Genomic DNA, 24,531 nt, shown 5'->3' with positions numbered 1-24,531 from the left:
GCGGGACGATGTTCGAAGACCTCGCCAATCAAACCGAAGAGACACAAAGCGCATCAGACGCCGAACAGAGATCCCATTGGTGGATTGGGCCGTGGGCACACGTCATCTCCGGCGTGACCTTCTGTCTGATTTATTTTCCTTTCGATCGGTACACCTGGAGCTGGCAAGTGGCTGCAACAATCACTTACCTCGTCTTGATGCTTTGCTGCACCTGCGGGATCGCGTTCAAGGACTCGGATGATTTCTTTGGAAACCTTCCCGTCATGAAGTTCATGAGCAAACTGCTGGTCCGGCAAGCGGTTATCCTGGCACTTGTAAGCGGTACAGCATATTTGTGGCGGTATTCGAGGACTCTGCTGCCGGGATGGTTGACTCAGGAAGGGCGACGAATGTCGTTGTGGGATTATTTTGGGATCATTCTCTTCTACGTCATTGCCGTGAGAGAGGCGAGATGGATGGCAGCCAAAATCAATCGTCGCTTTCCCGAGCTCGTGAATCCTGAATGAGGTCGATGGCTCACGGGTACCCAACCCTCTGTTCTGCTGGCCTCCCAGGTCCCCAAGTGCGAGGGACGTGGGGCACCCACCGGGGTACCCGCCTGGGGCAGCCGGCTTCCCTGTCCCACAAGCGAGGTAGAATCGGCTTCGTGAGTCACTCATTCGAGATTGGCCCTGTCCGTGTGGGCGAGGGACAGCTTTTTTTGATTGCTGGACCGTGCGTCATCGAATCCGAAGCGCATGTGCGGCGGATGGCGGAAGCTATCCAGCGGATCACCAGCGACCTGGGTGTTCCCTACATCTTCAAGGCGAGTTTCGACAAGGCGAATCGGACAAGCGTGAAGAGCTTTCGCGGGCCGGGGCTGGTGGAAGGCACGAAGATTCTAGGCCGGCTCGCGAAGGATACCGGATTGCCGGTGCTGACCGATGTGCACGAACCTGCGCACTGTGACGTTGCTGCCGAGGCCGTGGACGTGTTGCAGATTCCAGCGTTCCTCTGCCGGCAGACCGATCTGCTGGTGGCTGCGGGGAAAACCGGTCGCGCGGTCAACATCAAGAAGGGCCAGTTTGTGGCGCCGTGGGATATGGCACATCCGGTTGAGAAGGTGCGATCGACGGGAAACGAGCGCGTGTTTCTGACCGAGCGCGGGGCGAGCTTTGGATACAACACGCTGGTTGTCGATTACCGATCGCTGCCGGTGATGCGGGCGATGGCGCCGGTGGTGTTTGACGGCACGCACTCCGTGCAGCAGCCTTCAGCTGCGAATGGGGTGAGCGGCGGACAGCCCGAGTTTATTCCGCTCCTGGCGCGGGCGGCAGTGGCTGCGGGCGTTGATGGTGTGTTTTTGGAAGTGCACGATGACCCGGCGCATGCGAAGTCGGATGGGGCAAATGCGTTGCGGCTCGATCTGCTGAAGCCGCTGCTGGAGACGCTGCTGGCGATAAGTGCAGCTTGTAGCTCGTAGCTCGCTTGTCAAATCATCCGGAGCGGGATGTTCGATTGCGCGAACTTATTCTCCGGAGTGGGATGATGCGTCAAAAGCGTAGCTGAGAGATGCACTGGACTCGTTTGATCTTCGTGGTGGTTGGCGCGGGCATCGTGACTTCGATGACCGACTGGTTCTTCGCGGGGGACTGGATTCATCGCCGCTGGACGTATCCGGAGATTTGGCGGAAGGGGTCGGAGAGCAATGCAATTGCTGTATCGAGCGCGCTGCCGTTTGTGACGTGCGGCGCGTTTGTCTGCCTGGCGGCGTGGTTGGGTGTGACCTCGCTTGGCGGCGCACTCAGGCTTGCGTTGTTGGTCTGGATCGTCGGGCCGTTGCCGCTGATTCTGACCAACGCGGCCTTCATCAAGCTGCATCGGGTGTTTGTGGTTTCGTACTCGGCCGGGTGGCTGGTGAAGTTGTGCGTCGCAGCGATTGCGGCGGCCTTGGCTCTGCGCTAATCGAACTTCGTGGACCTTGCTATGAACGTTGGCCATCCCAGGTCTCAAGAGCGAGGCGGGGAGCACCCAGCGCTGATACCCGTAATCATCGATCCAGTTCTGCGACATGCAACCCGATGGCTGCGGATTGTTTACATCGTCGGAGCAAGTGAACCGAGACGTTCTGCGTTGGTCGTTACATGCGGGAGGCCTGCTTCTGCCGCGAACGGCACATTGCGTTTGCCGAAAGCGACGAGGCCGGCGACTCCGAGCGATAGAAGTGTGACGAAAAGAACCAGGACCCCGGTGACCTCGACTGCGCCCGCCAGGGAATAGCGCACGATGGCAATGCCCGCGACAAGGAATGGAGTGCTCATCAGCAGGGACGAGATGCTTGCTGCGAGTGCGCGCGACCGCGCCGATGGGAGGCCCTTGCGAAGAGCCCACCAAGCCAGTCCCGTCATAACCGCCATGACTACGGGCATCACCAGAATGAGTTCTCGCATAGCAATGAGCAGCAGCGAGACCGGTTCTGCGTGAAAGCGCGAAGAGGCGTGCGGGAGTGGCGCCCTGAGAATCGACGGAGCGAGAGCAATAAACACGGCAGAAGAAACGATGGACGCATAGCCAAATAAGCTTCGCAGTAGTTTCTGAAGTCGGGGCATCGGGGACTCGTTCCTCCGGGGCCAGGACAATAACCTCGGATGAACGCAACTGTACCTCATGAGTTTGTACGGGCTCATCCCGGACTTCGAATTTCGGACTGTCTCAGGTACTCATATCGTCGAACATCGGAGATCGCGGTCGATTACCGGAGGGTTACGTGGGCGGGTAGTCGCACCTCGGCGTTTCGGGTCCTAAGTGCCTTGATTTCAGCCGTAAAGTTGCCTTCTCCCGCGCCTCAAGAGAGACGCGGGAGACCGCTGGGGAAGGCGGGTTCAGGTGTTAGAAGTTGAACGTCACGTTCGCTGTGAGGGCACGCGGAGTGACGTAATGTGTGCCGCTGAACGTCGACAGGAAGTTATAGAGCGCGTACTTGTTGGTGAAGTTGATGGCTGTCACGTTGAGGTTTGTCTTGAATCGGTCGGCGTGGAAGATGTTGTCTTTGCCCAGCGTCGCGTCGAAGAGGTTGCGCGGCGCAATGCGCGGTGGGTTCTTGTCGTCGTTCTCGGTGCCCGGCGCGGGGATGCTTACCAACGACGAGCCGTACTGCGTCGGCAAGCAGGAATTGAAGCCGAAGGTGGGGGTCGCTTTGACTCCGTTACAGGTAATACCGGCCTGGGCCTGCTGGTCGAAGGTGAGGCCGCTCAGGTCGACAGGCGTCGTATTGTCGGTAGCGAACGGCACCGAACCGGCCACCAGACCAGAATCATAGCGCCAGTTGAAGCCACCCCAGACGCCTTGCATGAAGCTGCCTTTGGGAATCTTGTAGTTGAGGTGGGTCGTTTCGTTGAACTTCTCATCGTGGTCGATGCGGAACGGCAAGCCGCCTGTCTGGGGTGCAGCTCCGGCTCCAGCGGACTGCGGCGGGAAGAAGCGGGCGGCCACGGACGACATCTCAACATATGCGCTGAAGTTATGGTACTCAGGCACCTGCACATTGATGGCATAGCCTGGGATCTTCGAGTTATGCCAGTCAATCGGGAAGAAGATCGGGGTATTGCCGAGCACGCCAAAGTCGAAAGCGTTGTGAGTGTACTTCCAGATGTACTCGCCGCTAATGACGACCCGCTTGGTGAGAGCCTGCTGGAAACCGGCATGAAACTCGTTGCGGTAGCCGGGCTGCAACGTTCCGGATACACCCGGGCTGCAGGCCAGCAAAGGAGACAACACGGCATTCGAGCATCCTTCACTGGAAAGTATGAGGTTCTCGTTGAAGGGAGTCTCCAGGGTGCGTGCGTAAGAGACGCGCAGCACGGTCGCTGAAGGCTTGACGTTATAGGCAATGCCGACGCGCGGTTGCGTCTGGTTGGCATCCGTGAGGCCGTTGTACACGTCTTCGCGCAGGCCGAGGTTGAAGAGCCAGTTGCCGGCCTTGATCTGGTCCTCGGCGTACAGTGCCAGCTCCTTGATGTCAGTGTGGCCGGTGAACTTGTAATAGCTCCCGCCGCGGGTAAGGTCGAAGGGTGCGAGCAGCTGGAGATAGTTCGGATTTGTCCCGATGGTGCATTCCGAAGGATTGGCGTAGCCCGGCAAGGGGTTGCCACTTGCGTCCACACAAGGCGCGCTGAATGCGTAATTCGATTCGACGATGCCCAGACTATCGTTCTCGTTCAGGAAGGTCTGCCCGTATTGCGCACCGATTTTGATGTTGTGGATCCCCTTAGCATAGGAGAAATCCGAGTGTACAGCGGTATTGGTAAGGGTGCGGTTCTGGGCGATCGAAGCGGTTTGCAAATTTGGAGGTCCAAGATCGGCCAAGGGATTGTTGCTGGGATAGTAGTTGTAGTTGTCCCGGCGGACAAAGGCACCGAGGTTGAAGACCGAGTTATTGCCGATGACGCGCGTATAAGTCGGCGAGATATTGAAGGTGCCGATCTGGGAGCGTTGGTCGGTGTTGCCGACGTTGCCGTAGACAGGGTTGGCGGAAGTGCCGCCGCTGACTACGTTCTGCACGTTCAGGTTGTCGAATGAGTTGGGTGTCTGGAACCAGGACCGGCTGTAGTTGAAGTCAAGGTGGATCGAGTCGGCCGGCGTCAGAGAATAGTCGACGCGGTCGAAGATGTTTTCCTCATTGCCTTTTGCGTGGAAGACGGTGAACTCCGGGGGATCGAGAAAGCGTCCGGTGCTCAGGCCGTCGCCTTCGATAAAGTTGCCCCAGTTCTTGCCGCCATAGGACAAATCAAAGCCGGCGGTCGCCGATCCGAAGCTGCCATAGGAGCTGTTGATGCTTCCGGTGGGCCTGGTGATTCCCTGGCCCGAGCGGGTGGTGGCCACGATGACCAGGCTTGTCTTGCCGCCGTATTCAGCTGGCGGAGCGCCAGAGATGACCTGGATGGATTGGATCGAGTTGGCTGGAAGCTGGTTGGAGAAAACCTTGCTCTGCTGGTCGGTGATCGACTGGCCATCAACCGAGAACGAGTTGGATGCGTGGTCGCCCAGGCCGTGAAACAGTCCGTTGGAATCGGCCGCCACTCCAGGGGTAGTAAGTGTCACCAGAGAGCTCAGTGTTGAAGATTGACTCTCCAGCGGCACTTTGATGAAGAGGTCGCGATCCACATCCGTGTGAAACGTGGGATCGGTTTCAACCAGGTCGCCCGAAGCTTCCACGGTTACGGTTGAATTCGCGGCGGCAATTTGCAACACGGGCTTCAGTGTCGTACCGACCGACGAGCGAAGAACCAGACTCTGACTCAGCGGGGAAAATCCTGAAGCCGAAATGCTGAGCTGATAGTTGTTGAAAGGAACATTGTCAATTTCGAATTGCCCGGTCGCATCGGTCTTGACCGTACGGTCGAAACCGCTGACTGCGTTTGTGACGTGCACAGTGGCGCCAGGGATAACTGCTCCGGAAGGATCGGTTACGGAACCGCGAACCGTGCCGGCATTGCCACCTTGCGCGGCGTGAGAAGCAACGGCCACGAAGAAGCAGGCCGCGAGGGGAAGGATGCGAATAAAAGTGCCAAACCTAAATGGCATGGGATGAAGCCTCCAATTGTTGACTGAATGGGCGTAGCCCGTGCTGGAAGCGCACGGCGTCGTCAGTGCAACGGCGGCATCGTTGACTTCAGGTCAAAGCCAGAGAATGCAGGATATTCAGCCCGATGCGGGCTGTCTTGATTTGAGAATCTGGCCGAAACGCTAGGTCAGGACGAAGCCGGAGAGAGGCTCGGAGGAGGGCGGATGAAGAGCTGGCGGTACCAGAAGATCCGGAGGGGACGAACCGCGGCGGCCGGTGCGACGGCCTCGAACAGAACGAGCACAATGGCCAGCACTGCCGCAGCAACCGGAGCTGCCGCAGTATGCAAAACGATGCAAAGAGAACAGTGGTCGGCGTCGGTGTCGACGGAGTGGACGTGGGCCACCTGGACGAAGGCGAGCAGGACAAGCAACGCCAGGCAGAGCACAACGACAGCGGCGTGGGCTCTTGGCCTTGCGCCTCGGTCACTGCGTGTCCATGTGTGAAGTGCGGTCAAACTTTAAGCGTCCTTACAGAGAAGCCTGCAGCAAGAATACACGGGTTTGGATGCGCGGCAACCCAAGATGTAAGCATCTAAAACACGCCCTGCGGTAACCGGTCGCAAACGAGACATTGCTGTGAGAGTCTAAACTGTTGGGCAATGAAGCATTTCAGTCATCCTCGACGGGTGTTCGCTGTGGCGCTGGCAACGGCGTTGGCGGCGGCGCTGGGGGGGACCGCCTGGAGTCAGCAGGATCAGCAGGGCCAGCCGAATCATGGGACGGCCATCAAGCCGGATGCTCCCGGGCTGGCGCGGAACCATCGTCTGATCCTGAAAGACGGCAACTACCAGATGGTACGCAAGTATGAGGTTGCGGGCGATCGCGTGCGGTATCTCTCTCTCGAGCGGGATGAATGGGAGGAACTGCCCTACGATCTTGTGGATTGGGACGCGACACGCAAGTGGGAACGGAACCACGTTGGTCCGTATGAGAGCCCGGAAGCGGCTTCGCCAGCGATGAAAGAGGCTGAGGAGATCGACAAGGAAGAGGCGGCCGAGCGCAATGAGGCGAAAGCCCGTATGCCGGAAGTCGCGAAGGGGCTTGAATTACCCGATGAGGACGGCGTATTTGTGCTGGACACCTTCCAGGGCACGCCGGAACTGGTGGAGCTGGTGCCTTCGGACCTCAGCCTGAATCAGCGAAACCGGAAGGGATTGGCGACGCTGAATCCGCTGGCAGGCCAGAAGGCCACGGTTGAGCTGAATGGAGCACACGCAAAGGTGCACCTGCACGTGAATGATCCAGCGATCTATCTCTCGCTCGAGGGCCAGGATAATGTGGAACAGGTGCTATCGCACGCTGTGACAGTGCAAACGCACGGCGCCAAGGAAGTGGCGAATCGAAAACATGGCGCGCACTCACCAGGCTCAGGATTTGCGATTGTGAAAGTGGACGAACGCCGGGAGGTACGGATCATCGGGGCGATCCAGGTGAGTCCGACCGGCAAGGTGACGCAGAACGAGGATGTGATTCCGACCAAAGCGGAAGTGATGCCGGGCAAGCACTGGCTGAAGCTGACACCGGAGACAACGCTGACCATCGGGGAATACGCGCTCGTGGAGATCCTGTCGCCGTCGGACATCGGCCAGTCAGTGTGGGATTTTCGCGTGGATCCGCGGACGGGCGATAACCCGGCGTCGCTTGGACCTATTCTGAAATAGCGAGAGAGCGGTGGTTTGCCGGCCTGCGTTTAAGGCGCTTCGCGGCGAGCGAGCTTGATGCGGCGCTGCTCCCACTCTTCGCTGGAGAAGATGCGCGGGCCGACTTCGATGAGGCGCGGCATCATGTTGAAGACGGCGACGCGGCTCCAGGGTCGGCCTTCACGGGTTCTAAAGCCCTTCTCGTTGAGATCGCTGACGATGGCCGAGTAGGAAAAGTCCTGCGCCAGAAGATCCATCATGAGGAGAAGAACCTGGTTTTCGTGGGGGTCGACTTCGAGCCGCTTGCAATCCTCAGAGATGCGCAGGCCAAAGGGGATGGCTTCGCTGAACGCTCCGTCAGGCGGAGTTTCGGAGTCAGGCAGCTCGCGGCGCCACTCTATTGAGACCATTTGCCACCCGCCAGCAGCGCGCTGGCGGATCACGTCCGAGCTGAAGGGCTCGGAAACCACATCACGAATACGCTCGAAATAGGCCATGGGAGCCTCCAAAAGACACAGCAATGTGCTGTGAGGTAGTGCAATTTCGAGACCGAAGGCGGTAGTCGCACACGAGAGGTCAAAGCATTACGCCAGAATGGGTTACGAAAGGTCATTTCGATCGATCAATCGGGACTCGTGGCCGTTTTTGCAACTCCATGTCCGGTAATGGACAAGGCTCGAAGACCCAAGGGATGAAGGGTTGCCATCCAGAACCGAATCGAACGTGGCCATCATGAATTGTTCCTAAGAAGAACAAAGACTGCTACAATTCGGCAATCCCCCGAGGACCAATCTGTAACATAACTAGACACTTGAAAATCAAGACGAAAGACAAACAGGGATGATCGACTACTACGAATTCCTGCAAATCAGCCCGCATGCGGACGTGGATACCATTCATCGCGTCTATCGCTATCTGGCAGCACGGCTTCATCCGGACAATCCTGAGTCGGGTGATCCCGAGATGTTCCGGCTGCTGAGAACTGCCTTCGATACGCTCTCGAACCCGGTGCGCCGCGCGGAATACGATGCGGTTTGCCGCCGGGAAGCGATGGAGGTTCAGCCTCTTTCGGATTCCGTCGACTTCATGGACAGCGTGGAAGGCGAGCTGAACCGGCGGGTCGCCGTGCTGGCGGTCCTCTACTTCAAGCGGCGCGCGAATCCTCGCTTTCCCGAAGTGTCGCTGGCGGAGATTGAACGGCGCATGGGATTTCCACGTGACTACCTGGACTTCACGACCTGGTATCTACAGAAGAAGGGTTACATCACGAGGGCGGACAACTCCGACTTCACATTGACGGCGGAGGGCGTGGACTACATCGAGACGCAGCGTGGAAGTCTTCCCGTGCTGAACAAGCTGCTAACCGATGGCAAGGTGCAATTCGACAAGGTAGCCAAGATGCAGAAGCAGCACCCGAATGGTGCACGCGGTTCGGGGCCGATTATCCTGCCATCTTCAATGTCAGCCTGGCTGGACCGGCGACAAAGTGGCGAGGACCGGAGAAACAAAGTGGTTCTGCGGATGCCCGGATCCGATCGGCGGGCAGGAACGCGGGATCGACGCGTGAATGTCGGCGACCGGCGGCAGATCAAGGGAGATAGACGGACCTATGCGCTGGTAAACGTGCAGGAAGATCCGCCTTCTACTCGCGTACAGTGATGCCGAGGGTTTTCATCTTCCGGTAGAGGTGGCTGCGCTCGAGGCCGAGGAGTTCGGCGGCGCGGCTGACGTTGTTGCGGGCTTCTTCAATCTTCTTGAGAATGTAGTCGCGCTCGTAGGCGTCGCGCGCCTGCTGGAGCGTGGAGAAGTCTTCCGTCGAGCGTGAGGCGGACTTGTGGGTAAGCGGCGGCAGTTGCTTGCGCTCGATCCGCAGTGTGCGCGGATTCAGGATCAAGACGCGTTCGATCACATTTTTCAATTCGCGCACGTTGCCTGGCCAGTGATATTGCTGGAGGACTTCGAGCGCTTCGTCACTGATCTCCATGCGCGGGCGACCGTATTGGCGCCCGAATTCGGCGAGGAATTCACGGGCTAGGAGCGGGATGTCCTGCTTGCGCTCACGGAGCGGCGGTACAAAAAACGGAACAACATTGAGGCGGTAGAAGAGGTCTTCGCGGAAGTTGCCCTTCGCAATCTCCTCTTCGAGATCCTTGTTGGTGGAGGCAATGAGGCGAACGTCGACGCGCAGAGGCTGCGTGCCGCCGACCGGCGTGAACAGCTGGTCATCAAGGGCGCTAAGCATCTTGGCCTGCGTTTTGAGGCTCATATCGCCGACCTCGTCGAGAAATAGCGAACCGCCGTCGGCGCGTTCCAGAGTGCCGCGCTGTTCGGGTGGGCCGCCGGGCTGCACGCCGTGTCGATAGCCGAAGAGTTCCGACTCGATGTGCGCTTCCGGGATGGCAGCGCAGTTGAGTTCGATGAAGACGCCATCGCGGCGGAGGCTTTCGGCATGAATTGCTCGCGCGATGAGTTCCTTGCCTGTGCCGGATTCGCCGTAGATGAGGACGCGGCCATTGGTTGGCGCCATCAGACGAATTTGTTGACGCAGCGCTTTGACGGGAACGCTTTCGCCGGTGAGCGCAGCATTCAGGCTGAACTGGCGCTTGAATTCAAGGTTCTCGTTGCGAAGGCGACGGGCATCGATAGCATTCTTCAGAACAATCAACGTTCGATCGAGCGAGAGCGGTTTTTCGAGGAAGTCATAAGCTCCGAGTTTGGTGGCCTTGACGGCTGATTCGATGGTGCCATGGCCGGAGATGATGACGACCTCGGGACGCTTCTCCGGGACCAGCGCATGGATATCGGCGAGAACGTCGAGACCATCGCGGTCCGGGAGCCAGATATCGAGCAGGACGACATCGTAGGGTGCGTCCTGAATGAGCAGGAGGCCTTCAGCGGCGGTTGCGGCGGTTGCAACGCTATAGCCTTCTTCTGTGAGGATCTCTTCGAGCGAGGTGCGGATCTCTGCCTCATCGTCGACCACGAGGACATGATTCATGAGCGAGCCTCGGTGAGGGGTGTAGCCCCGGCACCGTTCGCCTCCTGCTGAGGCGGTTCGATGTGATCGAGCAGGGGCAGACGAATGAGGAAACGCGCTCCCTTGGGGGTGTTGCTTTCGGCGCGGATTGAACCGCCGAGTTCCTGGATGATCTTGGCTGCGATGGAAAGGCCCAGGCCGGTGCCGCGGTGCTTGGTGGAATAGAAGGGCAGAAAAAGCCGTTCGCGGATTTCTTCGGTCAGACCGTGGCCGGTGTCAGAAACTTCGAGTTCGACGGCACCGCCATCCTCGGCTATAGAACTGCGCAGGCACAGTACACGCAGCAGACTGCCCTGCATGGCCTCGGCGGCATTGTCGATGAGGTTGGCGAGCGCACGGCGGATGGCCTCGTGATCGGCGAGCACGGGGGGCAAACCGGGCTCGAGATCGCGCTTGACCGTGATGCCTTCGAGGCGGCCGGCGAACTGGGCGAGGGCTTCGTCGGCAATCTGATTCATGTCGCAGGGGCGCGGTTGGGGAGCCGGAAACTGAGCGAGCGCGGAGAACTGATCGACGAGCGTGCGCAGCGTTCCCACACAGGCAAGGATGACTTCGCTGCATTTGCGAATGACCGAAGGCGAGTCGGGTTGGCTGCGGTCCAAATGGCGGCCGATACGTTCGGCGGAGAGCGCGATAGGCGTCAGCGGGTTCTTGATTTCGTGGGCTACGCGCTGCGCCACTTCCTTCCACGCCAGTTGACGCTGGGCGCGGAGGAGTTCGGATGTGTCTTCGACGACGAGGACAGTGCCCGCCTTGCCTCGAGCAAGTTCAAGCCGCGCACTGGTCACGGCGAGGTGCATGTTACGGCCGTGAAGATGGAATTCGATTTCGGTGGAGGCCGCACCCATGCGCTGGCCGCGGCGGATGACGCCGGCGAGCTCCTCAATGGAATCTTCCGGCAACAACGCATCGATCTTGGTCCCGCGAACGGTTGCGTTTTCATCCTTACCCATCAGGACGGCGAAGGCACGATTGGCCTGCAGCACGTTTCCGGCAGCGTCGAGCGTGACGACACCGGATGGAATGGTTTCGAGGATGGTTTCGAGCTCGCGGCGGCGTGCTTCGATGGCCTGGTTTGCGGCGGTGAGTTGGGCCGATGAGGTTTCAGCGAGTTTTCGGCTGGTGTCGAGATCGGCTGCCATGTGATTAAACGAGCGCACGAGCTCTGCCATTTCACCGGTGGTAACGAGACCGACGCGGTGCTCATACTTGCCGGCGGCGATCTCGTCCATGGCATCGGCGAGCGCTTCGACAGGGCGGGTGATCTGTTTGGAGAGAAACAGGGCAAGCCAGACGCTGGAGAAGAATACCACTACGGTGATCAGCAACAGCATCAGAAAAAACGTGGCACGGATGCTATGCCTGGATCGAAAAAGGTCCCAGTATTCTTCTGCGCCTTCACGGATGCGCGCGGTTGTCTGGCTTAGCCCCTGCGGCATCGGGAGAGCCGCAATCACGATTTTTCCGGAAGGCGTGGCAGCCTTTCCCAGCGCATAATCCTGTCCCGCGATGCGGACGACAGGCTCGTCGTTGCGCTGGGCAGAGAAGAGGATGCCCGCCGAGAGCGGGCGCTGCAGCGGAACGGCGGATTGAAACTTTGTGGACGCCGCTTTTTCAGGGATCCAGGGAATGAGGCTTGCCGTGCTGTTCTCGGGAAGGGCCTGAAAGCTCGAGATGACCCGATGATCCTTAGCGTAGATGAGGACAAATCCACCCTGAAGGGTAATGGTGTGCGCGTCGAAGACTTTCTCGAGCGTAGGCGTGTCGGCATCGGGTGCACCCGTTGCGGCGATCGACTGTGCCTCGCTGCGTGCATTGCTCGTGACGTATTGCGCCAACTCCAGCACGACGCGAGTTGAGTCCTCGCGCAGTTCCGAGGTATTCGGCGAGAACCAGCGGTCGATGGAGCGGTTCATGAGCTGAAAACTGAACAGAAACATGAAAACCGCGGGCGTGAGCGCGATGAGTGCAGCGCCGAGCACCATGCGCGTCCGCAGTCGCGCACCGAGAGCACTGCTGCTTTGATCTGCGTAGAGTTTGAGAATGGCGCGCAGCAGAAGCAGAAGAAAAACGAGGAGCGAAAGGAAGACAACGACCGTGAGGCCGGTGAAGGCCAGGGTTTCGCCGGAGGTTTCGGGATTGAGAAAGCGAACGTTGGAGGTGTTGAAGGCCTGCAAGCCACCCAGAAGGGCGAAAAACAGCAACACGCCCGCGCCGAGAAACAGGACAGTCGAGCGCCGCGAGCCACCTTCGAAGGGCATGCGGCGATTATAGTGCGGGGCAGCAAACGAGAGGCAGGCCGGTCAACGAGAGTCAGGCGATGTGCCAGACGATGAACTTTAGCCAACCTTCCCACACATCCGTAAAGGCATGCGCAACGATATTGATGCGCAAATTCCTACGCCATACCGCCAGCGCACCATACAAGATTCCAAGTACGCTGATAACGACTACATTCCGCCACCCCTGATAACTGTGGAACAACCCAAAGACCAGACCCTGCCCCAGCACCGCGACCGCGATGTTCCCGCTCAACGCATGGAGTTGGCGTTGCAGAAAGCCGCGAAATACCATCTCCTCACAGATGCCCGCGGTGATCGAAGTTGCAATCCAGATCAAAATCTCAATCAGGCTCTGAGGCAGCAGGCTGTCAACCGTCTTTGCGCTGCCCGGCCCAACAGACCCGGCTATGAGCCTGGAAACTCCGTATGCTGTACCCTCCCAAACAATCAGGAACGGCGCCATGATTCCCAGGTCCACCAGCACGTCTTTCCATGAATTCCATCGCCCGCCTGAGAGGGTCCATAGACTGCCACCATAGTGATGCACTGCGGCCCAGCAGTAATAGAACAGCGCCCAGTCCATTACAAGCGCGGCCAGGTAAATGGGAATTGCTTGTCTGTGGCTCGCAAGTTGACCAGCGGCGGCCACACCATTGCCGGCGGTAGCCGTATGTTGGGCAATGAAACCCATTACCACAACACCGACCCCTATCACCAAGAAGCCGGTGAGCCTGCTCCACGAGGCTATTTGAGCGGGAGCGTTTCGATCATCCGAACTTTCCGGCGCGACAATCTCATTTGCCTGCATGGCCCTTGTCCTTTCGACTGCTCGACAGTCGATCCTGTGCTTTATCGAGTTTGCATAACGCGGTCAGCGTCTCTTCTGTCCATCGCATGTGTGCCTGAAGTTCGATCTGCCCGAAGCGCAAAGCCATCTGCCAATAGGGCGCGTCGGGGTAGTCCGCGTTTTTGGCGATTTCGCGCTCGATGAACGTGAATCGCTCCAGCATTACCCGCTCGTTCGCAGCCATCTTCTCTACGTAGCCCTTGATCGTTTGCGGAGAAGCATTCGAGCCAAAGAAGAGTTTCAGAAGCAATTCATTGCGTGGAACTTCCGACTGCGGCTCAATCTGGAGCCAGCGCTGAAGGCGTTCCCTGCCCTTCTTCGTGATGGAGTAGATGTTCCGGTCGGGCTTGCCTCTCTGCTTTTGTATCTTGCGCGTAACGAACCCGCCGGATGCGAGCCTTTTCAGATTGGGATAGATCTGCCCATAGCTTTCATTCCAGAAGTGATGAATACTTTCATCGATCATCTGGCCAAGGTCGTAACCCGACATCGGTTCGATAGTCAGCAGGCCGAGCAGAACTTCCATACTGGAGCTTACGCGTTGCGCCATATTGCTAATAGCTATATGACTATTAGATACCTATGTCAAGAGAGAAACCTCTTGAGCTAGCGCCCAGCTCCTCGGATTACGGCGTTTCGTTGTGATCTTTCGACTTACAACAAAGAGGAAGCTCTCTGTCTCAATGCTGAAGAATTGACCTACCGACCGGTGAGACTATCCAAGAACGATGTCTGTTCCTGTCCAGGGGCGCTTCTGGCTGTCGGCTACACCCCGATGGGTTAGGGTGCCGAGATAGGTATTGAGGCCTTCGGCGAAACCGGGATCGCGCTTGAGTGCTTCGCGGGCGCCGAGATTGGCGATGCGCATCAGATACGGGAATGTCGAGTTGGTAAGCGCCAGCGTGGAAGTGTGCGGCACAGCGCCGGGCATGTTGGTAACGCAATAGTGAACGACGCCGTCGACAACGTAACTGGGGTTGGAGTGCGAGGTCGGCTTGGCAGTTTCAACGCATCCGCCCTGGTCAATGGCAACATCGACGATCACGGCGCCCTTCTTCATCGCTGAGACCATGGCGCGGGTGACGATCTTGGGTGCGGTGGCACCGGGAATGAGCACGCCGCCGATGACCAGATCGGCCTCGCGCGTGGCCAGTGAAACGTTGTAACTGTTCGAGGCGAGCGTATAAAGTCGTCCGCTGTAGAGGTCGTCTAGTTCGCGCAGGCGGGAGAGATTGACGTCGACCAGCGTAACCTTGGCGCCGAAGCCAATAGCGATCTTCGCGGCGTTCGTGCCAACGATGCCACCGCCGATGATGGTGACGTTCGCCGGAGGCACGCCCGGGACACCGCCAAGAAGAATGCCACGGCCCCCGCGTTCCTTTTCGAGATACGCGGCGCCAACTTGCACGCTCATGCGCCCGGCGACTTCGCTCATCGGCGTGAGCAGGGGCAAGGTGCCCTGGCGGTCGCGGACGGTTTCGTAGGCGATGCCGATGACCTTGGAATCGAGAAGCTTGTTGGTGAGAACCGGAATAGGAGCCAGGTGAAGGTAGGTGAAGAGCACCAGGCCTTCGCGGAAATAGACATACTCCTGCTCGATGGGCTCCTTGACCTTGACGACCGTCTCCGATTTTCCCCAGACGTTGCCGGCGTCGCCAACAATCTCCGCACCGGCATCCTGGTAGCTCGCGTCGGTGAAGCCCGAGAGTTCGCCGGCGTGGCTTTCGACCAGCACCTTGTGGCCGGTTTCGGTAAGGGACTTGACCCCTGCGGGCGTGACGCCGACGCGTGCTTCGTTGTCCTTAATCTCTTTGGGTACGCCGATGATCATGGAGGGCTCCTTCGTCCGGCTTCAATGGCTCGACTCGCGGGGGAGGGTGGTCGCAGGCTGGAGAGCTGCGCGCCGGACAGTTTTTGTTACCCGGGGGAGGGCTTGATCCGGCGCAGCGGCTCTTTCTAGCTTCCAGTTGGACACATCCTAAGGCGCTTTGGGGTTTCAATGTGTGCAAAGTTCGTGTTAAATCCATGTCATGGACACGAAACATGACGAAAAATCCGCCGTGATGCAAGAAACGGGTGCTATGGCGACTGGTTCTGAACTGGATGAGCTGGATATCTCGATTCTGCGCTATCTGGAACGGTACGGACGGGCCACCAACTACGAGGTGGGCGAGGCGGTGGGGTTGTCGGCTTCGGCGGCTTCGCGCAGGATTCAAGCGCTGGAAAGTGCGGGAACGATTCGAGGCTACCGGGCCATGGTGGATGACCGGCTGCTGGGGAGGCGGATGACGGTTTACATCCGCGTGACTCTGGAGCGTCAATCGGCGCCGGTTTTGAGCGCATTTGAAGCAGCTCTGCGGCATTGCAAGGAGATCGTGAGCTGCCACCTGATGGCAGGCCAGTATGACTACATGCTGGTTGCGCGCGTGGCGGGCATTGACGACTACGGGCGGCTGCACCAGAACGAACTTTCGCGGCTGCCAGGGGTTACGCGCCTGGAAACGAGCTTCGCGCTGCGGGATGTACTGGACGGAAACCGGGTGTAGGACAAGACCGAAGAACCTACCTAGTCACGTAAGGCTGTGATGTGATTTGGCCTGGCTGGGGGTACATTGGTTACGCCGGTACTTTGCTTTTGACGTTACCTGCATGGGACAATTCCGGACGGCGTTCTTGAAGGCGTAGTCATGTTTGAGTCTGACCAACACGAATTCGATGATGAGTACGCAGAGATAAGCCATCCGGCTCCTCCGCCGCCTCCCAAGCCACCTGCGGTTCCTGCAGCTTCTGCAACGGCAGCGCAATCCAGGTCGGTCGCGGTCCACGAGCCGATCGTGGAGGAGCCAGAAGAAGAGGAACACGAAGAGACTGAAGAGGCTGATCAGGAGGAGTTTGTCGACCCGGCAGAAAGGCGTGCGGAGGATGAACCACCGCCGCCGCTGAAGAGGAAGCCGAACGTACTGCTGCTGGGTGGGTTTGGGGCGCTGATCGTTTTCGGAATCTTTGTCCTGATGACCATGAACAAGCCGAAGGAGAACACCCCGCCGCCGGGTGATCTGGGCCCTGGGATTGTGGCCGTCGACGGCTTGCGCGGACATCTTGAAACGCGGTGGGACGGCGATGCCAAGAACGGCAGGCTTTCGTACAAACTGCAGATAGTGCCGATGGAGGATCGCTGGGGCGCAGGGTTTTCGCGCGTGGTAAGCAATCCGCCGATGCCGATGGCGGTGAATATTCGACTGCTGGATTCAACGGGATTCGCGCTTTGCGGAAAGGAAATTGATTTCCACTTCGATCCCCAGAGTGCGGCGCTGCCGGTAACAGTGTCGGCGGTCGGCGCGAATGGAAAGAAAATTTCAATGGCTGAGCGGAACGCGGCAATCCAAGCGGCGCGGCAAAGCCAGGTCACCCAGATGCAAGCTGCGGAAGTGGCGAGAGAGAAAGGGAAAGACCTCTTTCAGAACCAGACCACGGCCGACGGACAGGTGGCAGCCCTCAATGCGCAGGGTTCGTTACCCTGCTCGCCCGACCAGTACAGGCGCGTCGACTACTGGGACTTCAACACGAATTTCCCGACGCTCGACGAGCAGGCCGAGCTGCTTGATCCCAAGGCACACGCGAAGGAATTCGATCCGCCGGGGCATCCCCAGAAACGAACCCTCCCCAAGTGGGGAGATGGATTCGTCATCCAGGGCGATGACCGCGTGAAGGGATATGACCAGGCACGCGGGCTGCTGTGGGCCGAGGACAGAACCTTCGCGATCGACAAGCGGCTTGGGCAGGCTACGGCGACAGCGTGGGCAAGCAACTACACGCTGATTCACTATCGCTGCGACCAGCACGCCATCTGTGCACTGACGGCGGCGGGTGAGGCAGCTGTGCTGCATGCGCGGCTGAGCGAGTAGTCGCATCCGGACATCGATCTGACTGAACACTTACGCCCCGTTCATTGTTCCCTTAGCGCCTTGACTGGATCGAGGCTGGACGCCCGTCGCGCGGGTAACCAGGACGCAAGCGCGGAAATGGCCAGGAACCCTGCGGTCATGGAGACATAGGTCGTGACGTCTGTCGGTTTTATGCCGCCCACGAGCAGCGCGGAGATAACGCGGCCAAGGAAGATTGATCCAATCACTCCAATGACGATGCCGGCTGCGCTCAGTCGTAGTCCCTGCGCGACGATGAGGCGAAGGATATCGCCGCGCTCGGCTCCCATGGCCATGCGGATGCCGATCTCAGAGGTGCGCTGTCGCACCGAGGTGGAGATCACGCCGTAAAGGCCAACCCCGGCGAGCAATGCGGCAATGACTGCAAAGACCGAGATCAGCAGGAGAGAGAATCGCGTGCCGGCCTGTGAGTCGTAGACCACGGAATCGGCGGTCTCCATCTTGCTGACGAGGAGATGCGGATCGAGCGCTTTGAGAGTGGCCCGGACTTGGCTTTCGTACGACGCGGGATCGCTTCCTGTGCGCAGGGCCCAGGATTGGATTGCGCCGGATCCGAGAAATGCGTCGGGAAAGTAAATCTGTTCGCGCCCGACTTCCGCGAGCGAGGTGACGCGTTGATGGGCAACAACACCGATGATCTGTACCTTTTCCGCTTCGGGTGTGCGCAGGCGAATAAGGATGTGCTTGCCGATTGCGGACTGGCCGGGAAATGCCTTTGCGGCGAGAGCGTCATCGACGATTACGCCGTCGCGGCCAGGGAGATTGTCCTCGTCAGTGAAGGTGCGTCCCGCGTGCAGCGGCGTGCGCATGGCTTCGAAATAACCAGGTAGAACGATTTGAAAATCGGTCGCCTGAAAGCGCGCTGGGTCGTGCGCGGCATCCTCCGTTCCCCACCGAATGGGACTGAACTCGCCGGTTAGCGGAAATGGGAATGAGCCGGTGACGCTCTGAACTCCGGAAATGGATTTGAGTTGCTCGGTGATGACGTGCATGAAGGCGGCGCGTTGCTCGGGAGTTTTGCGGTTGAGTTGGATGCCCTGTAGCTGAAAGCTTAAAAGATGATGTGGATCGAAACCCGGATCGATCTCCTGCAGCTTGAGGAAACTGCGGAACATCAGTCCGGACCCGATCAGCAGGACGAACGAGAGTGCGACTTCGGCCATGACCACCGTATTGCGCAGGAACGCTCCGCTGCCCATACCAGAGGTACGGCTGACGCCGCGCAGCACATTCATGAGCCCGGGGCGCGAAGCTTGCAAGGCGGGAACTATGCCGAAGATGGCCGCGGAGGCGAGACCAGCAAGCGCGCTGTACGCAAGCACTGCGCCATCGATGCGGACGTCTTCGAGGCGGGGAAGGTTAGCTGGAGCGAGCGCTCGCAACGCGAGGATTCCAGCCCAGGCAAGGCCGAGACCGACCACGGTGCCCATTACGGAGAGCAGGACCGCTTCAATGAGGATGGGAGAGATGAGCCGGGAGCGGTTCGCTCCCATGGCTGCACGCACAGAGAATTCCTGCTGCCGCAGCGAGGCGCGAACCAGAAGAAGATTGCCGACGTTGGCGCAGGCGATCAAGAGCAGAAAGATCACGGAGACCATGAGGGTGAGGATGGCCGGGCGCACCGCTGCCACCAGATGCTGTCGCATCGGCGCAAGGTGGATGTAATAGCCGGCGGTCTGGTCGATCGTAAACGTCTGCCGCGCCTGTGCGGCTATGCCGTCGGCAGCGCCTTGCGCACTTTGGAGCACCGCTCCCTCTTTGAGCCTGCCAATGGGCCGAATGGAAAAGTCGTTGCGATTCGCCGAGTCGTAATTGAGGCGATTGGCGATGTAGATGTCGGGAGCGGATTCGACGTCAGCGGCGGGCGGAAAGTAGAGGCGAAAGCCGGGAGCCAGGACACCGGCGATCACGGGACCCGGCAATCCAGGAATCGTGATGTTATGGCCGAGTACGGCGGTATTAGCCCCGTAGCGCCTGCGGAAATATTCGTAACTGAGGATGGCTGTACCGGGCAGGGCGGGCGGGGCATTGGCTGCGTTGTTGGTCGGGGGCTGCGCCTGCGGGATCCCATCCTGCGCGTTGAAATTCCGGCCCAACAGGATCTTGCCGCCCATCACGTCGAAGAAGTTGGTGGTGGCAATTGCGATGCTGATCTGTTCAGGCGTTCCGTCTTCCTGGGGGACAGCGGTACGGCCGGTGAAGACGCCGGCCATATCAGAGAAATACGCCTTTGTTCCTTCGCGCAGGTCGATGTAGTCCGCATTCGAGAACGGCAGATCGTGGACATCCCGCTTGCGCAGATCCATGCCGGCAATCACCAGTTTGCCCGGATCGCGGTAAGGAAGCGGCCTGAGCAGGACTGCGTTGGTGACGCTGAAGATTGTGGTGCTCGCACCGACCCCAAGGGCAATCGTAAGGACGGCTGTCAACGTATAGCCGGGGCGCTTGGCCAGAATGCGCGCAGCGATGACGACATCTTTCAATGTCATGGACGACCTCTCCCTGAGAGTTGAACCGGGGAATTGACCGACTGTCAATCAGAAGTTATCAACGCAGTCGTGGACGTTGCGGCTTTGGTGACATGGCGAGCTGCTTCAGGCGGAGGAATTGCGGGCGAATAACGGCCAACTCGGGAGTTACTCAAAAATCGGGTTCGTTCGCGTTGGGCCATCACGCGCCCGGAACAACTGAGTAACCAGAAATTAACCGAATCTTCGACCACAGGAAAGTTAGAATTGGCCGGTATTGAACCGAGGAGAATAGATGTCTACTGCACCCGGCACTGCTTTTCATTACCAGATCGAAGAATCCAAGGATGAGCGGGATTTTCCAACCACGACCATCAAGTGCCAGGGCAAACTGATCAGCGAAAACACGGATGAGATCCGCAAGCTTATACAACCGTTGATTCAGCAAGGGGGCCGGCGCATCGTGCTCGATTTCACAGACCTCGAATATCTGGACAGCTCCGGCCTGGGAGCGATTGTGGGTCTCAAAGTCTCTCAGATAAACCGAGGGCTCTGCCTGCTGGAGTTGGTGAACCTTACGCCTCGGGTGAAGAAACTGCTGACCATGACAAATCTCCTGCAGTTGTTTTCGTCTTAGAGCGGCGGGTTTTACTAGACGCACTCTCGAACGACACTGGTCCTTTCCCACCCAACCGAGCTCGGATGGGGCACCCCGGACACCCCTCGTTCGCACCGATGTCTGAATTTTCACGGCAGATCCCTCCGCTGCGATCGGGACGACGTGCGCATTTGCGATTGTTGGTGAATCACAGGCTGTGCGGAAGTTGCTAGTTGAGCAACTCTTCGGCTGCGCATCCCCAACTCTGAATCGCCTTGTTTGGCTAGCCCAGGGTTCCCCTGCGCTCCACCCTGGGCTATTTTCCTGCGTTCCCTCAGGGAACTTTGTGGCAGAGTTCCCCCCTTGATCGCGGAATCTTCTGGCCCCCACCGCTTCGCTGCCCCACTTCGTGGGCCCCAGGCTTGCGGCGCTCAGGATGACACGGGGCTGGGTTGGGTCGCGACTCAGTTGCAGGAGCAGGCTCCGGTCGAGTCGGGGCGGGTCGAGCAGGAGCCGATCTGGACTGGTGGACCAATGGCCTCGATGCAGGCGACGTGCCCTACCGCGGCGTGGGAAGAGGCGACCGGAAGCTGCGCGGCGGAGACACCACTGTCGGTGACGTTGCCTGAGGAATCGTATTGGGGAAGGTTTCCGGTGGTTCCGGTGCCGTCGCTGATCTGGACCCTGGGGCCAGCGCCGTGATAGCCGTCGAGGCTCGACGACAGAACCGTATGCCGCCCGACCTGGAAGGACGCGGCTCGCGCCGTGCTGGTGACGGTGAGGGCATTGTCGATGGTGGTGGCGCCGTTCTTCTGGACGAGGAAGGTGTAGGCGTTGTTGGCGGCGTTGGTGACGGAGACCGCGGCCCCGGCTTCTCCATTGGCATCGGGAGTGATCCGGATGGCGGCCGCGTTCGGTGCGGGCAGGAAGACGTTGCTGCCGTCGTCGCAAAACTGCTGCCGGAGGGCGGTCGAAAAAGTGTAGTTGTAGCAACCGACGGGGCGTGCTCCCTCGCTGGGCATGAACTGGCGTTTGAACACCTCGAGCACCGATGCGTGGCCGTCCCACCAGGATTCGATGTCGGCCTGGGGAATACTGGGGAAGTTGGATCGTGGTCCTGCACGGCCAATGGCATTGGAGACGACGGACCATTGCAAGTCGGAGCCTCCGCCGACGGGGCCGGCCTCGAGCGCGGCATAGATAGCACGCTCGACCCACAGGCCGTCGTACCAGTAAGAGCCGCTGTTTTCGTCGGTGGCGAGGAAAGCGGATGTTCCCTGCGTGACCCCCGGGCGGTTGCCGGCGATAGTGGCGGCAATGCCGAAGATCTGGCTCGTAGCGGCGGAGGCTTTGCCGGGAGGGCCGGGGTCGAGCCCCGTTTCGTTGAAGATATTGGCTTCGACTCCATAGGTGAGGGAGTTGGCGCTGCCGTGGCGCTGGATGGCGATGGGATTGATGCCCCACACGCCATTGTGGAGATCGCCAGGATTGTTCTGCGCAACCAAGAACGCGCCCACGCAGGGTGCGGCTGAGGCGGCGGCGGTGTAGTTGCAGTTGTGGTAGGTGTAGAGCGGCGCCGTGTCGTTCACACCGGCATCAGAGGAGATGATGCGCGTGACGGGCGTGACATAGGGATCGCCCTGCGCCGTCGAGGTCTGTACGCGGGTGGCGGTGTCGGAGATGGATTGATTGAAGACGGGACTGGTGAAAATCAGCGGGGTCGCGGGCGCCGAGACGTAGTTCTGATTCACGCGGGAGTTTGGCTGGAGGGCGTTGTTCCGGGCGAAGATTTCAGAGAGTTTCGACACCGGCGCGGTGAACAGGCTCCTCAGATTGAGGTATGTCGCGTTGTGCGGATCGGGAGGCGACTGCGCGCAGGCAAGCGTGGCGCTGAGAGCAAGGAAGATTGCGAAGGGGGATTGCAGGGATCTACGCATAAGGTGGGGAGGGACCTCCGGGAATTGCGGGCGTGCCTATGGATAAGACGCGTCTGGCGGGGGAAGGACTCGTGGAGCGGGTGGCGGGCAGGGGCCAGAAAACCGGCTGATTCTGGAAAACTTCAGGACCTTCTTTGTGCTGCTGTCGTAGACTCTTGTGCGGACACGGTTACGACTGCGGAGGACCCTGCGGATGTCTGGTGAAACCATCTCTCCGGAACAGGCGGCCAGCCTCGTCAAATCGGGCATGTGGCTGGACTACGGCGCGGCGCTTTGCCAGCCGGATGTTTTCGACAAAGCGCTGGCTGCGCGCAAAGACGAATTGGCAAACGTGAAGATCCGGTCGTGTCTTTCGATGCGTCCTCGGGCGGTGATCGAGGATGATCCGGAAGGCAGGAGTTTTCATATGTTCAGCTGGCATTTTTCGGGTTACGACCGCAGGAAGCATGACGCCGGACGCTGCAATTACGTGCCGCTGAACCTGGGTGAGGTGCCGGATTATTACCGGCGCTTTCTAGATCCGGTGGACATCACCATCCTGAAGACCTGTCCGATGGACGAGGGTGGATACTTCAACTTTGGACCGACCAACCTGTGGCACCGGGCAGCGGTAGAGCGCGCGAAGGTGGTAATCGTCGAGATCAATCGCGAACTGCCGTACGCATTCGGCAAAGAGAATGGTGTGCACTTGCGGGAGGTCGATTTCGTGATTGAAGGCGACCATCAGCCGTGCGCGGAGTTGCCCAACCCGGATCCTGGTGAGATCGACAGCACGGTAGCGCGGCGGATCGCTGAAGAAATCGAAGATGGCGCCTGCCTGCAGATCGGGATCGGCGGCATGCCCAACGCGGTATGTTGCCTGCTGCTCGAGACCGGCGTGAAGGACCTGGGTGTCCACACGGAGATGATGACGGATGGACTCGGGCTGCTCTACCGGTCGGGCCGTGTGACTGGATCGCGGAAGACACTCGATCCAGGCAAGGTGACGTATACGTTTGCGCTGGGTTCGAACTCGCTTTACGCGACAACGAATCGCAACCCGGACATGTATTGCCACCAGGTGGACTACACGAACTCGCCGCACGTCATCATGCAGAACGAGAAAGCCGTCTCGATCAATAACACTACACAGATCGATCTGCAGGGGCAGGCGGCTTCGGAAACCGACGGTCAGCGTCACATCAGCGGCACCGGAGGGCAACTGCAATTCGTGCGGGGCGCGTACGCATCGAAGGGCGGCAAGTCGTTCATCTGTCTCTCGTCGACTTACGAGAAGCGCGGGGAACGCAAGAGCCGGATCGTGTTCAGCCTTACGGCCGGGAACATTGTGACAACGCCGCGCTCGGACGTGATGTATGTGGTGACCGAATACGAGATGGTCAATCTGAAGGGAAGATCCGTTGCGGAACGCGCCCAGGGACTGATCGCGCTGGCGCATCCGGATTTTCGCGAGGAGTTGGAACGGCAGGCCTACGAAAACCGGCTGATTCCGCGGCATGTTTCGTTTGCGTGATGGAGATACCGGGTCTCAAAAGCGAGCCCTTCGACTTTACTCAGAACAGGCTCTGGGGCACTCGGCGGTTTCTCTGATATCGTTCACCTCACCGTCATCGACGATCAGTGACCATCTACGCGCGAGAGCTTTTTAATCACTCGATTGGCAATCTCTATGTATGACACAAATGACGGGTGATCCGACCTGCCCCGCCAAGTCGTGGGCCGTACAGAACCGCTGAGGATGGACTTTCGTGAACCTGTTCGTCTGAGTGTGAACATGATCACATCCGAGTCGCGGAATGTCTCCGCTTCTGCACCTTCAACATCAGCCGGCATTCCCTCGGAAGGACGAATAGCATAATGCCATTCAAGATCGATTCTGAATGTACATCCCGAACGTTCGACCGATACCTCAGCCGTCTTCTTCTCCGCAACCACTAAAATGGGTTGAATCGAGCCACCATTCTGCAGCTTTCTCCTCGAAAGTTCTGCCGATAGCTCCCGTGCAACTCTGCCTGTCGTCTGCGCGAATCCATTGTCCTTGGGAATTTCTACAACGCAAATCAGGAGTGGCGGTGCCTCTTGTCCGAATGCCACGGGGTTCATATAGCCCGTGATCGAGAGAAGAGCAAAATGCAACGTAAGAACTAAGAAATATGTGGCGCGTCTTGGCACTC

Annotated in this window: 21 protein-coding genes; 9 read left to right on the top strand and 12 right to left on the bottom strand. The window is 59.1% G+C overall.

Translation table 11 applies throughout. From position 1 onward, the window contains the following. Positions 1 to 8 precede the first annotated feature (8 nt). The 3 genes from VK574_RS17040 (at position 9) to VK574_RS17030 (ending at position 1,944) form a co-directional block, all read left to right on the top strand. Positions 9 to 506: a hypothetical protein gene (locus tag VK574_RS17040; RefSeq protein ID WP_472801065.1), complete on the top strand. Its 498-nt coding sequence runs from the start codon at positions 9 to 11 to the stop codon at positions 504 to 506. A gap of 140 nt (positions 507 to 646) precedes the next feature. Next, a complete protein-coding gene (kdsA, locus tag VK574_RS17035) occupies positions 647 to 1,462 on the top strand; it encodes a 3-deoxy-8-phosphooctulonate synthase (protein WP_472801064.1) in 816 nt (271 codons plus the stop codon). A gap of 89 nt (positions 1,463 to 1,551) precedes the next feature. After that, positions 1,552 to 1,944, top strand: a complete 393-nt coding sequence (locus VK574_RS17030) for a hypothetical protein (protein ID WP_472801063.1) — start codon at positions 1,552 to 1,554, stop codon at positions 1,942 to 1,944. Between the two features lie 131 nt (positions 1,945 to 2,075). Here VK574_RS17030 and VK574_RS17025 read toward each other — a convergent pair whose 3' ends face one another. The 3 genes from VK574_RS17025 to VK574_RS17015 all read right to left on the bottom strand — a co-directional run bounded on the left by VK574_RS17025 (position 2,076) and on the right by VK574_RS17015 (position 6,059). After that, positions 2,076 to 2,588 carry a hypothetical protein gene (locus VK574_RS17025; RefSeq protein WP_472801062.1) on the bottom strand — a complete coding sequence of 171 codons (513 nt, stop codon included), beginning with the start codon at positions 2,586 to 2,588 and terminating at the stop codon, positions 2,076 to 2,078. Between the two features lie 280 nt (positions 2,589 to 2,868). Next, positions 2,869 to 5,562, bottom strand: a complete 2,694-nt coding sequence (locus tag VK574_RS17020) for a TonB-dependent receptor (RefSeq protein ID WP_472801061.1) — start codon at positions 5,560 to 5,562, stop codon at positions 2,869 to 2,871. 167 nt (positions 5,563 to 5,729) lie between these two features. Continuing rightward, positions 5,730 to 6,059, bottom strand: coding sequence for a hypothetical protein (locus VK574_RS17015; RefSeq protein WP_472801060.1), 330 nt, complete (start codon positions 6,057 to 6,059; stop codon positions 5,730 to 5,732). Between the two features lie 144 nt (positions 6,060 to 6,203). Here VK574_RS17015 and VK574_RS17010 point away from each other — a divergent pair, with 144 nt between their 5' ends. Then, a complete protein-coding gene (locus tag VK574_RS17010) occupies positions 6,204 to 7,265 on the top strand; it encodes a hypothetical protein (RefSeq protein ID WP_472801059.1) in 1,062 nt (353 codons plus the stop codon). 29 nt (positions 7,266 to 7,294) lie between these two features. On the opposite strand, the gene VK574_RS17005 is transcribed toward VK574_RS17010, so the two are convergent. Continuing rightward, the gene (locus tag VK574_RS17005) at positions 7,295 to 7,741 is read right to left on the bottom strand and encodes a recombinase family protein (RefSeq protein ID WP_472801058.1); all 447 of its coding nucleotides are present in this window, start codon (positions 7,739 to 7,741) and stop codon (positions 7,295 to 7,297) included. A 343-nt stretch (positions 7,742 to 8,084) separates the two neighbouring features. Between VK574_RS17005 and VK574_RS17000 the strand changes: the two genes are divergently transcribed. Beyond that, positions 8,085 to 8,903 (top strand): J domain-containing protein, encoded by an 819-nt coding sequence (locus tag VK574_RS17000; protein WP_472801057.1) that lies wholly within the window; start codon positions 8,085 to 8,087, stop codon positions 8,901 to 8,903. Here the strand turns inward: VK574_RS17000 and VK574_RS16995 are convergent. The 5 genes from VK574_RS16995 to ald all read right to left on the bottom strand — a co-directional run bounded on the left by VK574_RS16995 (position 8,887) and on the right by ald (position 15,241). Continuing rightward, on the bottom strand, positions 8,887 to 10,242 hold the full coding sequence (locus VK574_RS16995) for a sigma-54-dependent transcriptional regulator (RefSeq protein ID WP_472801056.1): 1,356 nt from the start codon (positions 10,240 to 10,242) through the stop codon (positions 8,887 to 8,889). The two genes, VK574_RS17000 and VK574_RS16995, sit on opposite strands and share 17 nt — an antisense overlap. Continuing rightward, positions 10,239 to 12,542 (bottom strand): sensor histidine kinase, encoded by a 2,304-nt coding sequence (locus tag VK574_RS16990; protein WP_472801055.1) that lies wholly within the window; start codon positions 12,540 to 12,542, stop codon positions 10,239 to 10,241. Before VK574_RS16990 ends, VK574_RS16995 begins: the two co-directional genes overlap by 4 nt. Positions 12,543 to 12,594: 52 nt before the next feature. Further along, positions 12,595 to 13,254 (bottom strand): CPBP family intramembrane glutamic endopeptidase, encoded by a 660-nt coding sequence (locus VK574_RS16985; RefSeq protein WP_472801054.1) that lies wholly within the window; start codon positions 13,252 to 13,254, stop codon positions 12,595 to 12,597. Positions 13,255 to 13,357: 103 nt separating this feature from the next. Beyond that, the gene (locus VK574_RS16980; protein WP_472801053.1) at positions 13,358 to 13,936 is read right to left on the bottom strand and encodes a PadR family transcriptional regulator; all 579 of its coding nucleotides are present in this window, start codon (positions 13,934 to 13,936) and stop codon (positions 13,358 to 13,360) included. A 189-nt stretch (positions 13,937 to 14,125) separates the two neighbouring features. Next, complete coding sequence (ald, locus tag VK574_RS16975) at positions 14,126 to 15,241, bottom strand: alanine dehydrogenase (protein WP_472801052.1); 1,116 nt, start codon at positions 15,239 to 15,241, stop codon at positions 14,126 to 14,128. Positions 15,242 to 15,440: 199 nt separating this feature from the next. On the opposite strand from ald, the gene VK574_RS16970 reads away from it, so the two are divergent. Both VK574_RS16970 and VK574_RS16965 read left to right on the top strand, forming a co-directional pair. After that, positions 15,441 to 15,956 (top strand): Lrp/AsnC family transcriptional regulator, encoded by a 516-nt coding sequence (locus VK574_RS16970; protein ID WP_472801051.1) that lies wholly within the window; start codon positions 15,441 to 15,443, stop codon positions 15,954 to 15,956. Positions 15,957 to 16,097: 141 nt separating this feature from the next. After that, positions 16,098 to 17,315 carry a hypothetical protein gene (locus VK574_RS16965; protein WP_472801050.1) on the top strand — a complete coding sequence of 406 codons (1,218 nt, stop codon included), beginning with the start codon at positions 16,098 to 16,100 and terminating at the stop codon, positions 17,313 to 17,315. 41 nt (positions 17,316 to 17,356) lie between these two features. On the opposite strand, the gene VK574_RS16960 is transcribed toward VK574_RS16965, so the two are convergent. Beyond that, positions 17,357 to 19,843, bottom strand: coding sequence for an ABC transporter permease (locus VK574_RS16960; protein WP_472801049.1), 2,487 nt, complete (start codon positions 19,841 to 19,843; stop codon positions 17,357 to 17,359). 274 nt (positions 19,844 to 20,117) lie between these two features. Here VK574_RS16960 and VK574_RS16955 point away from each other — a divergent pair, with 274 nt between their 5' ends. Then, positions 20,118 to 20,459: an STAS domain-containing protein gene (locus VK574_RS16955; RefSeq protein ID WP_472801048.1), complete on the top strand. Its 342-nt coding sequence runs from the start codon at positions 20,118 to 20,120 to the stop codon at positions 20,457 to 20,459. Between the two features lie 425 nt (positions 20,460 to 20,884). Here VK574_RS16955 and VK574_RS16950 read toward each other — a convergent pair whose 3' ends face one another. Further along, complete coding sequence (locus VK574_RS16950; protein ID WP_472801047.1) at positions 20,885 to 22,357, bottom strand: hypothetical protein; 1,473 nt, start codon at positions 22,355 to 22,357, stop codon at positions 20,885 to 20,887. Positions 22,358 to 22,550: 193 nt separating this feature from the next. Between VK574_RS16950 and VK574_RS16945 the strand changes: the two genes are divergently transcribed. Beyond that, positions 22,551 to 23,870, top strand: coding sequence for an acetyl-CoA hydrolase/transferase family protein (locus VK574_RS16945; protein WP_472801046.1), 1,320 nt, complete (start codon positions 22,551 to 22,553; stop codon positions 23,868 to 23,870). Between the two features lie 104 nt (positions 23,871 to 23,974). On the opposite strand, the gene VK574_RS16940 is transcribed toward VK574_RS16945, so the two are convergent. Continuing rightward, positions 23,975 to 24,529 (bottom strand): hypothetical protein, encoded by a 555-nt coding sequence (locus VK574_RS16940; protein ID WP_472801045.1) that lies wholly within the window; start codon positions 24,527 to 24,529, stop codon positions 23,975 to 23,977. Between the last annotated feature and the right edge of the window lie 2 nt (positions 24,530 to 24,531).

It is taken from the genome of Occallatibacter sp., assembly GCF_035317045.1.
Classification (GTDB): Bacteria; Acidobacteriota; Terriglobia; order Terriglobales; family Acidobacteriaceae; genus Telmatobacter.
The sequence above is the reverse complement of the archived record's forward strand: the minus strand, read 5'-3'. Positions and strand labels throughout refer to the sequence as shown.

Bases quoted from the DNA above. Each gene is read 5' to 3' on its own strand.
- VK574_RS17040 (WP_472801065.1), top strand. From the start codon at position 9: ATGTTCGAAGACCTCGCCAATCAAACCGAAGAGACACAAAGCGCATCA.
- VK574_RS17030 (WP_472801063.1), top strand. From the start codon at position 1,552: ATGCACTGGACTCGTTTGATCTTCGTGGTGGTTGGCGCGGGCATCGTG.
- VK574_RS17025 (WP_472801062.1), bottom strand. From the start codon at position 2,588: ATGCCCCGACTTCAGAAACTACTGCGAAGCTTATTTGGCTATGCGTCC.
- VK574_RS17020 (WP_472801061.1), bottom strand. From the start codon at position 5,562: ATGCCATTTAGGTTTGGCACTTTTATTCGCATCCTTCCCCTCGCGGCC.
- VK574_RS17010 (WP_472801059.1), top strand. From the start codon at position 6,204: ATGAAGCATTTCAGTCATCCTCGACGGGTGTTCGCTGTGGCGCTGGCA.
- VK574_RS17005 (WP_472801058.1), bottom strand. From the start codon at position 7,741: ATGGCCTATTTCGAGCGTATTCGTGATGTGGTTTCCGAGCCCTTCAGC.
- VK574_RS17000 (WP_472801057.1), top strand. From the start codon at position 8,085: ATGATCGACTACTACGAATTCCTGCAAATCAGCCCGCATGCGGACGTG.
- VK574_RS16995 (WP_472801056.1), bottom strand. From the start codon at position 10,242: ATGAATCATGTCCTCGTGGTCGACGATGAGGCAGAGATCCGCACCTCG.
- VK574_RS16990 (WP_472801055.1), bottom strand. From the start codon at position 12,542: ATGCCCTTCGAAGGTGGCTCGCGGCGCTCGACTGTCCTGTTTCTCGGC.
- VK574_RS16985 (WP_472801054.1), bottom strand. From the start codon at position 13,254: ATGGGTTTCATTGCCCAACATACGGCTACCGCCGGCAATGGTGTGGCC.
- VK574_RS16980 (WP_472801053.1), bottom strand. From the start codon at position 13,936: ATGGAAGTTCTGCTCGGCCTGCTGACTATCGAACCGATGTCGGGTTAC.
- ald (WP_472801052.1), bottom strand. From the start codon at position 15,241: ATGATCATCGGCGTACCCAAAGAGATTAAGGACAACGAAGCACGCGTC.
- VK574_RS16970 (WP_472801051.1), top strand. From the start codon at position 15,441: ATGGACACGAAACATGACGAAAAATCCGCCGTGATGCAAGAAACGGGT.
- VK574_RS16965 (WP_472801050.1), top strand. From the start codon at position 16,098: ATGTTTGAGTCTGACCAACACGAATTCGATGATGAGTACGCAGAGATA.
- VK574_RS16960 (WP_472801049.1), bottom strand. From the start codon at position 19,843: ATGACATTGAAAGATGTCGTCATCGCTGCGCGCATTCTGGCCAAGCGC.
- VK574_RS16955 (WP_472801048.1), top strand. From the start codon at position 20,118: ATGTCTACTGCACCCGGCACTGCTTTTCATTACCAGATCGAAGAATCC.
- VK574_RS16950 (WP_472801047.1), bottom strand. From the start codon at position 22,357: ATGCGTAGATCCCTGCAATCCCCCTTCGCAATCTTCCTTGCTCTCAGC.
- VK574_RS16945 (WP_472801046.1), top strand. From the start codon at position 22,551: ATGTCTGGTGAAACCATCTCTCCGGAACAGGCGGCCAGCCTCGTCAAA.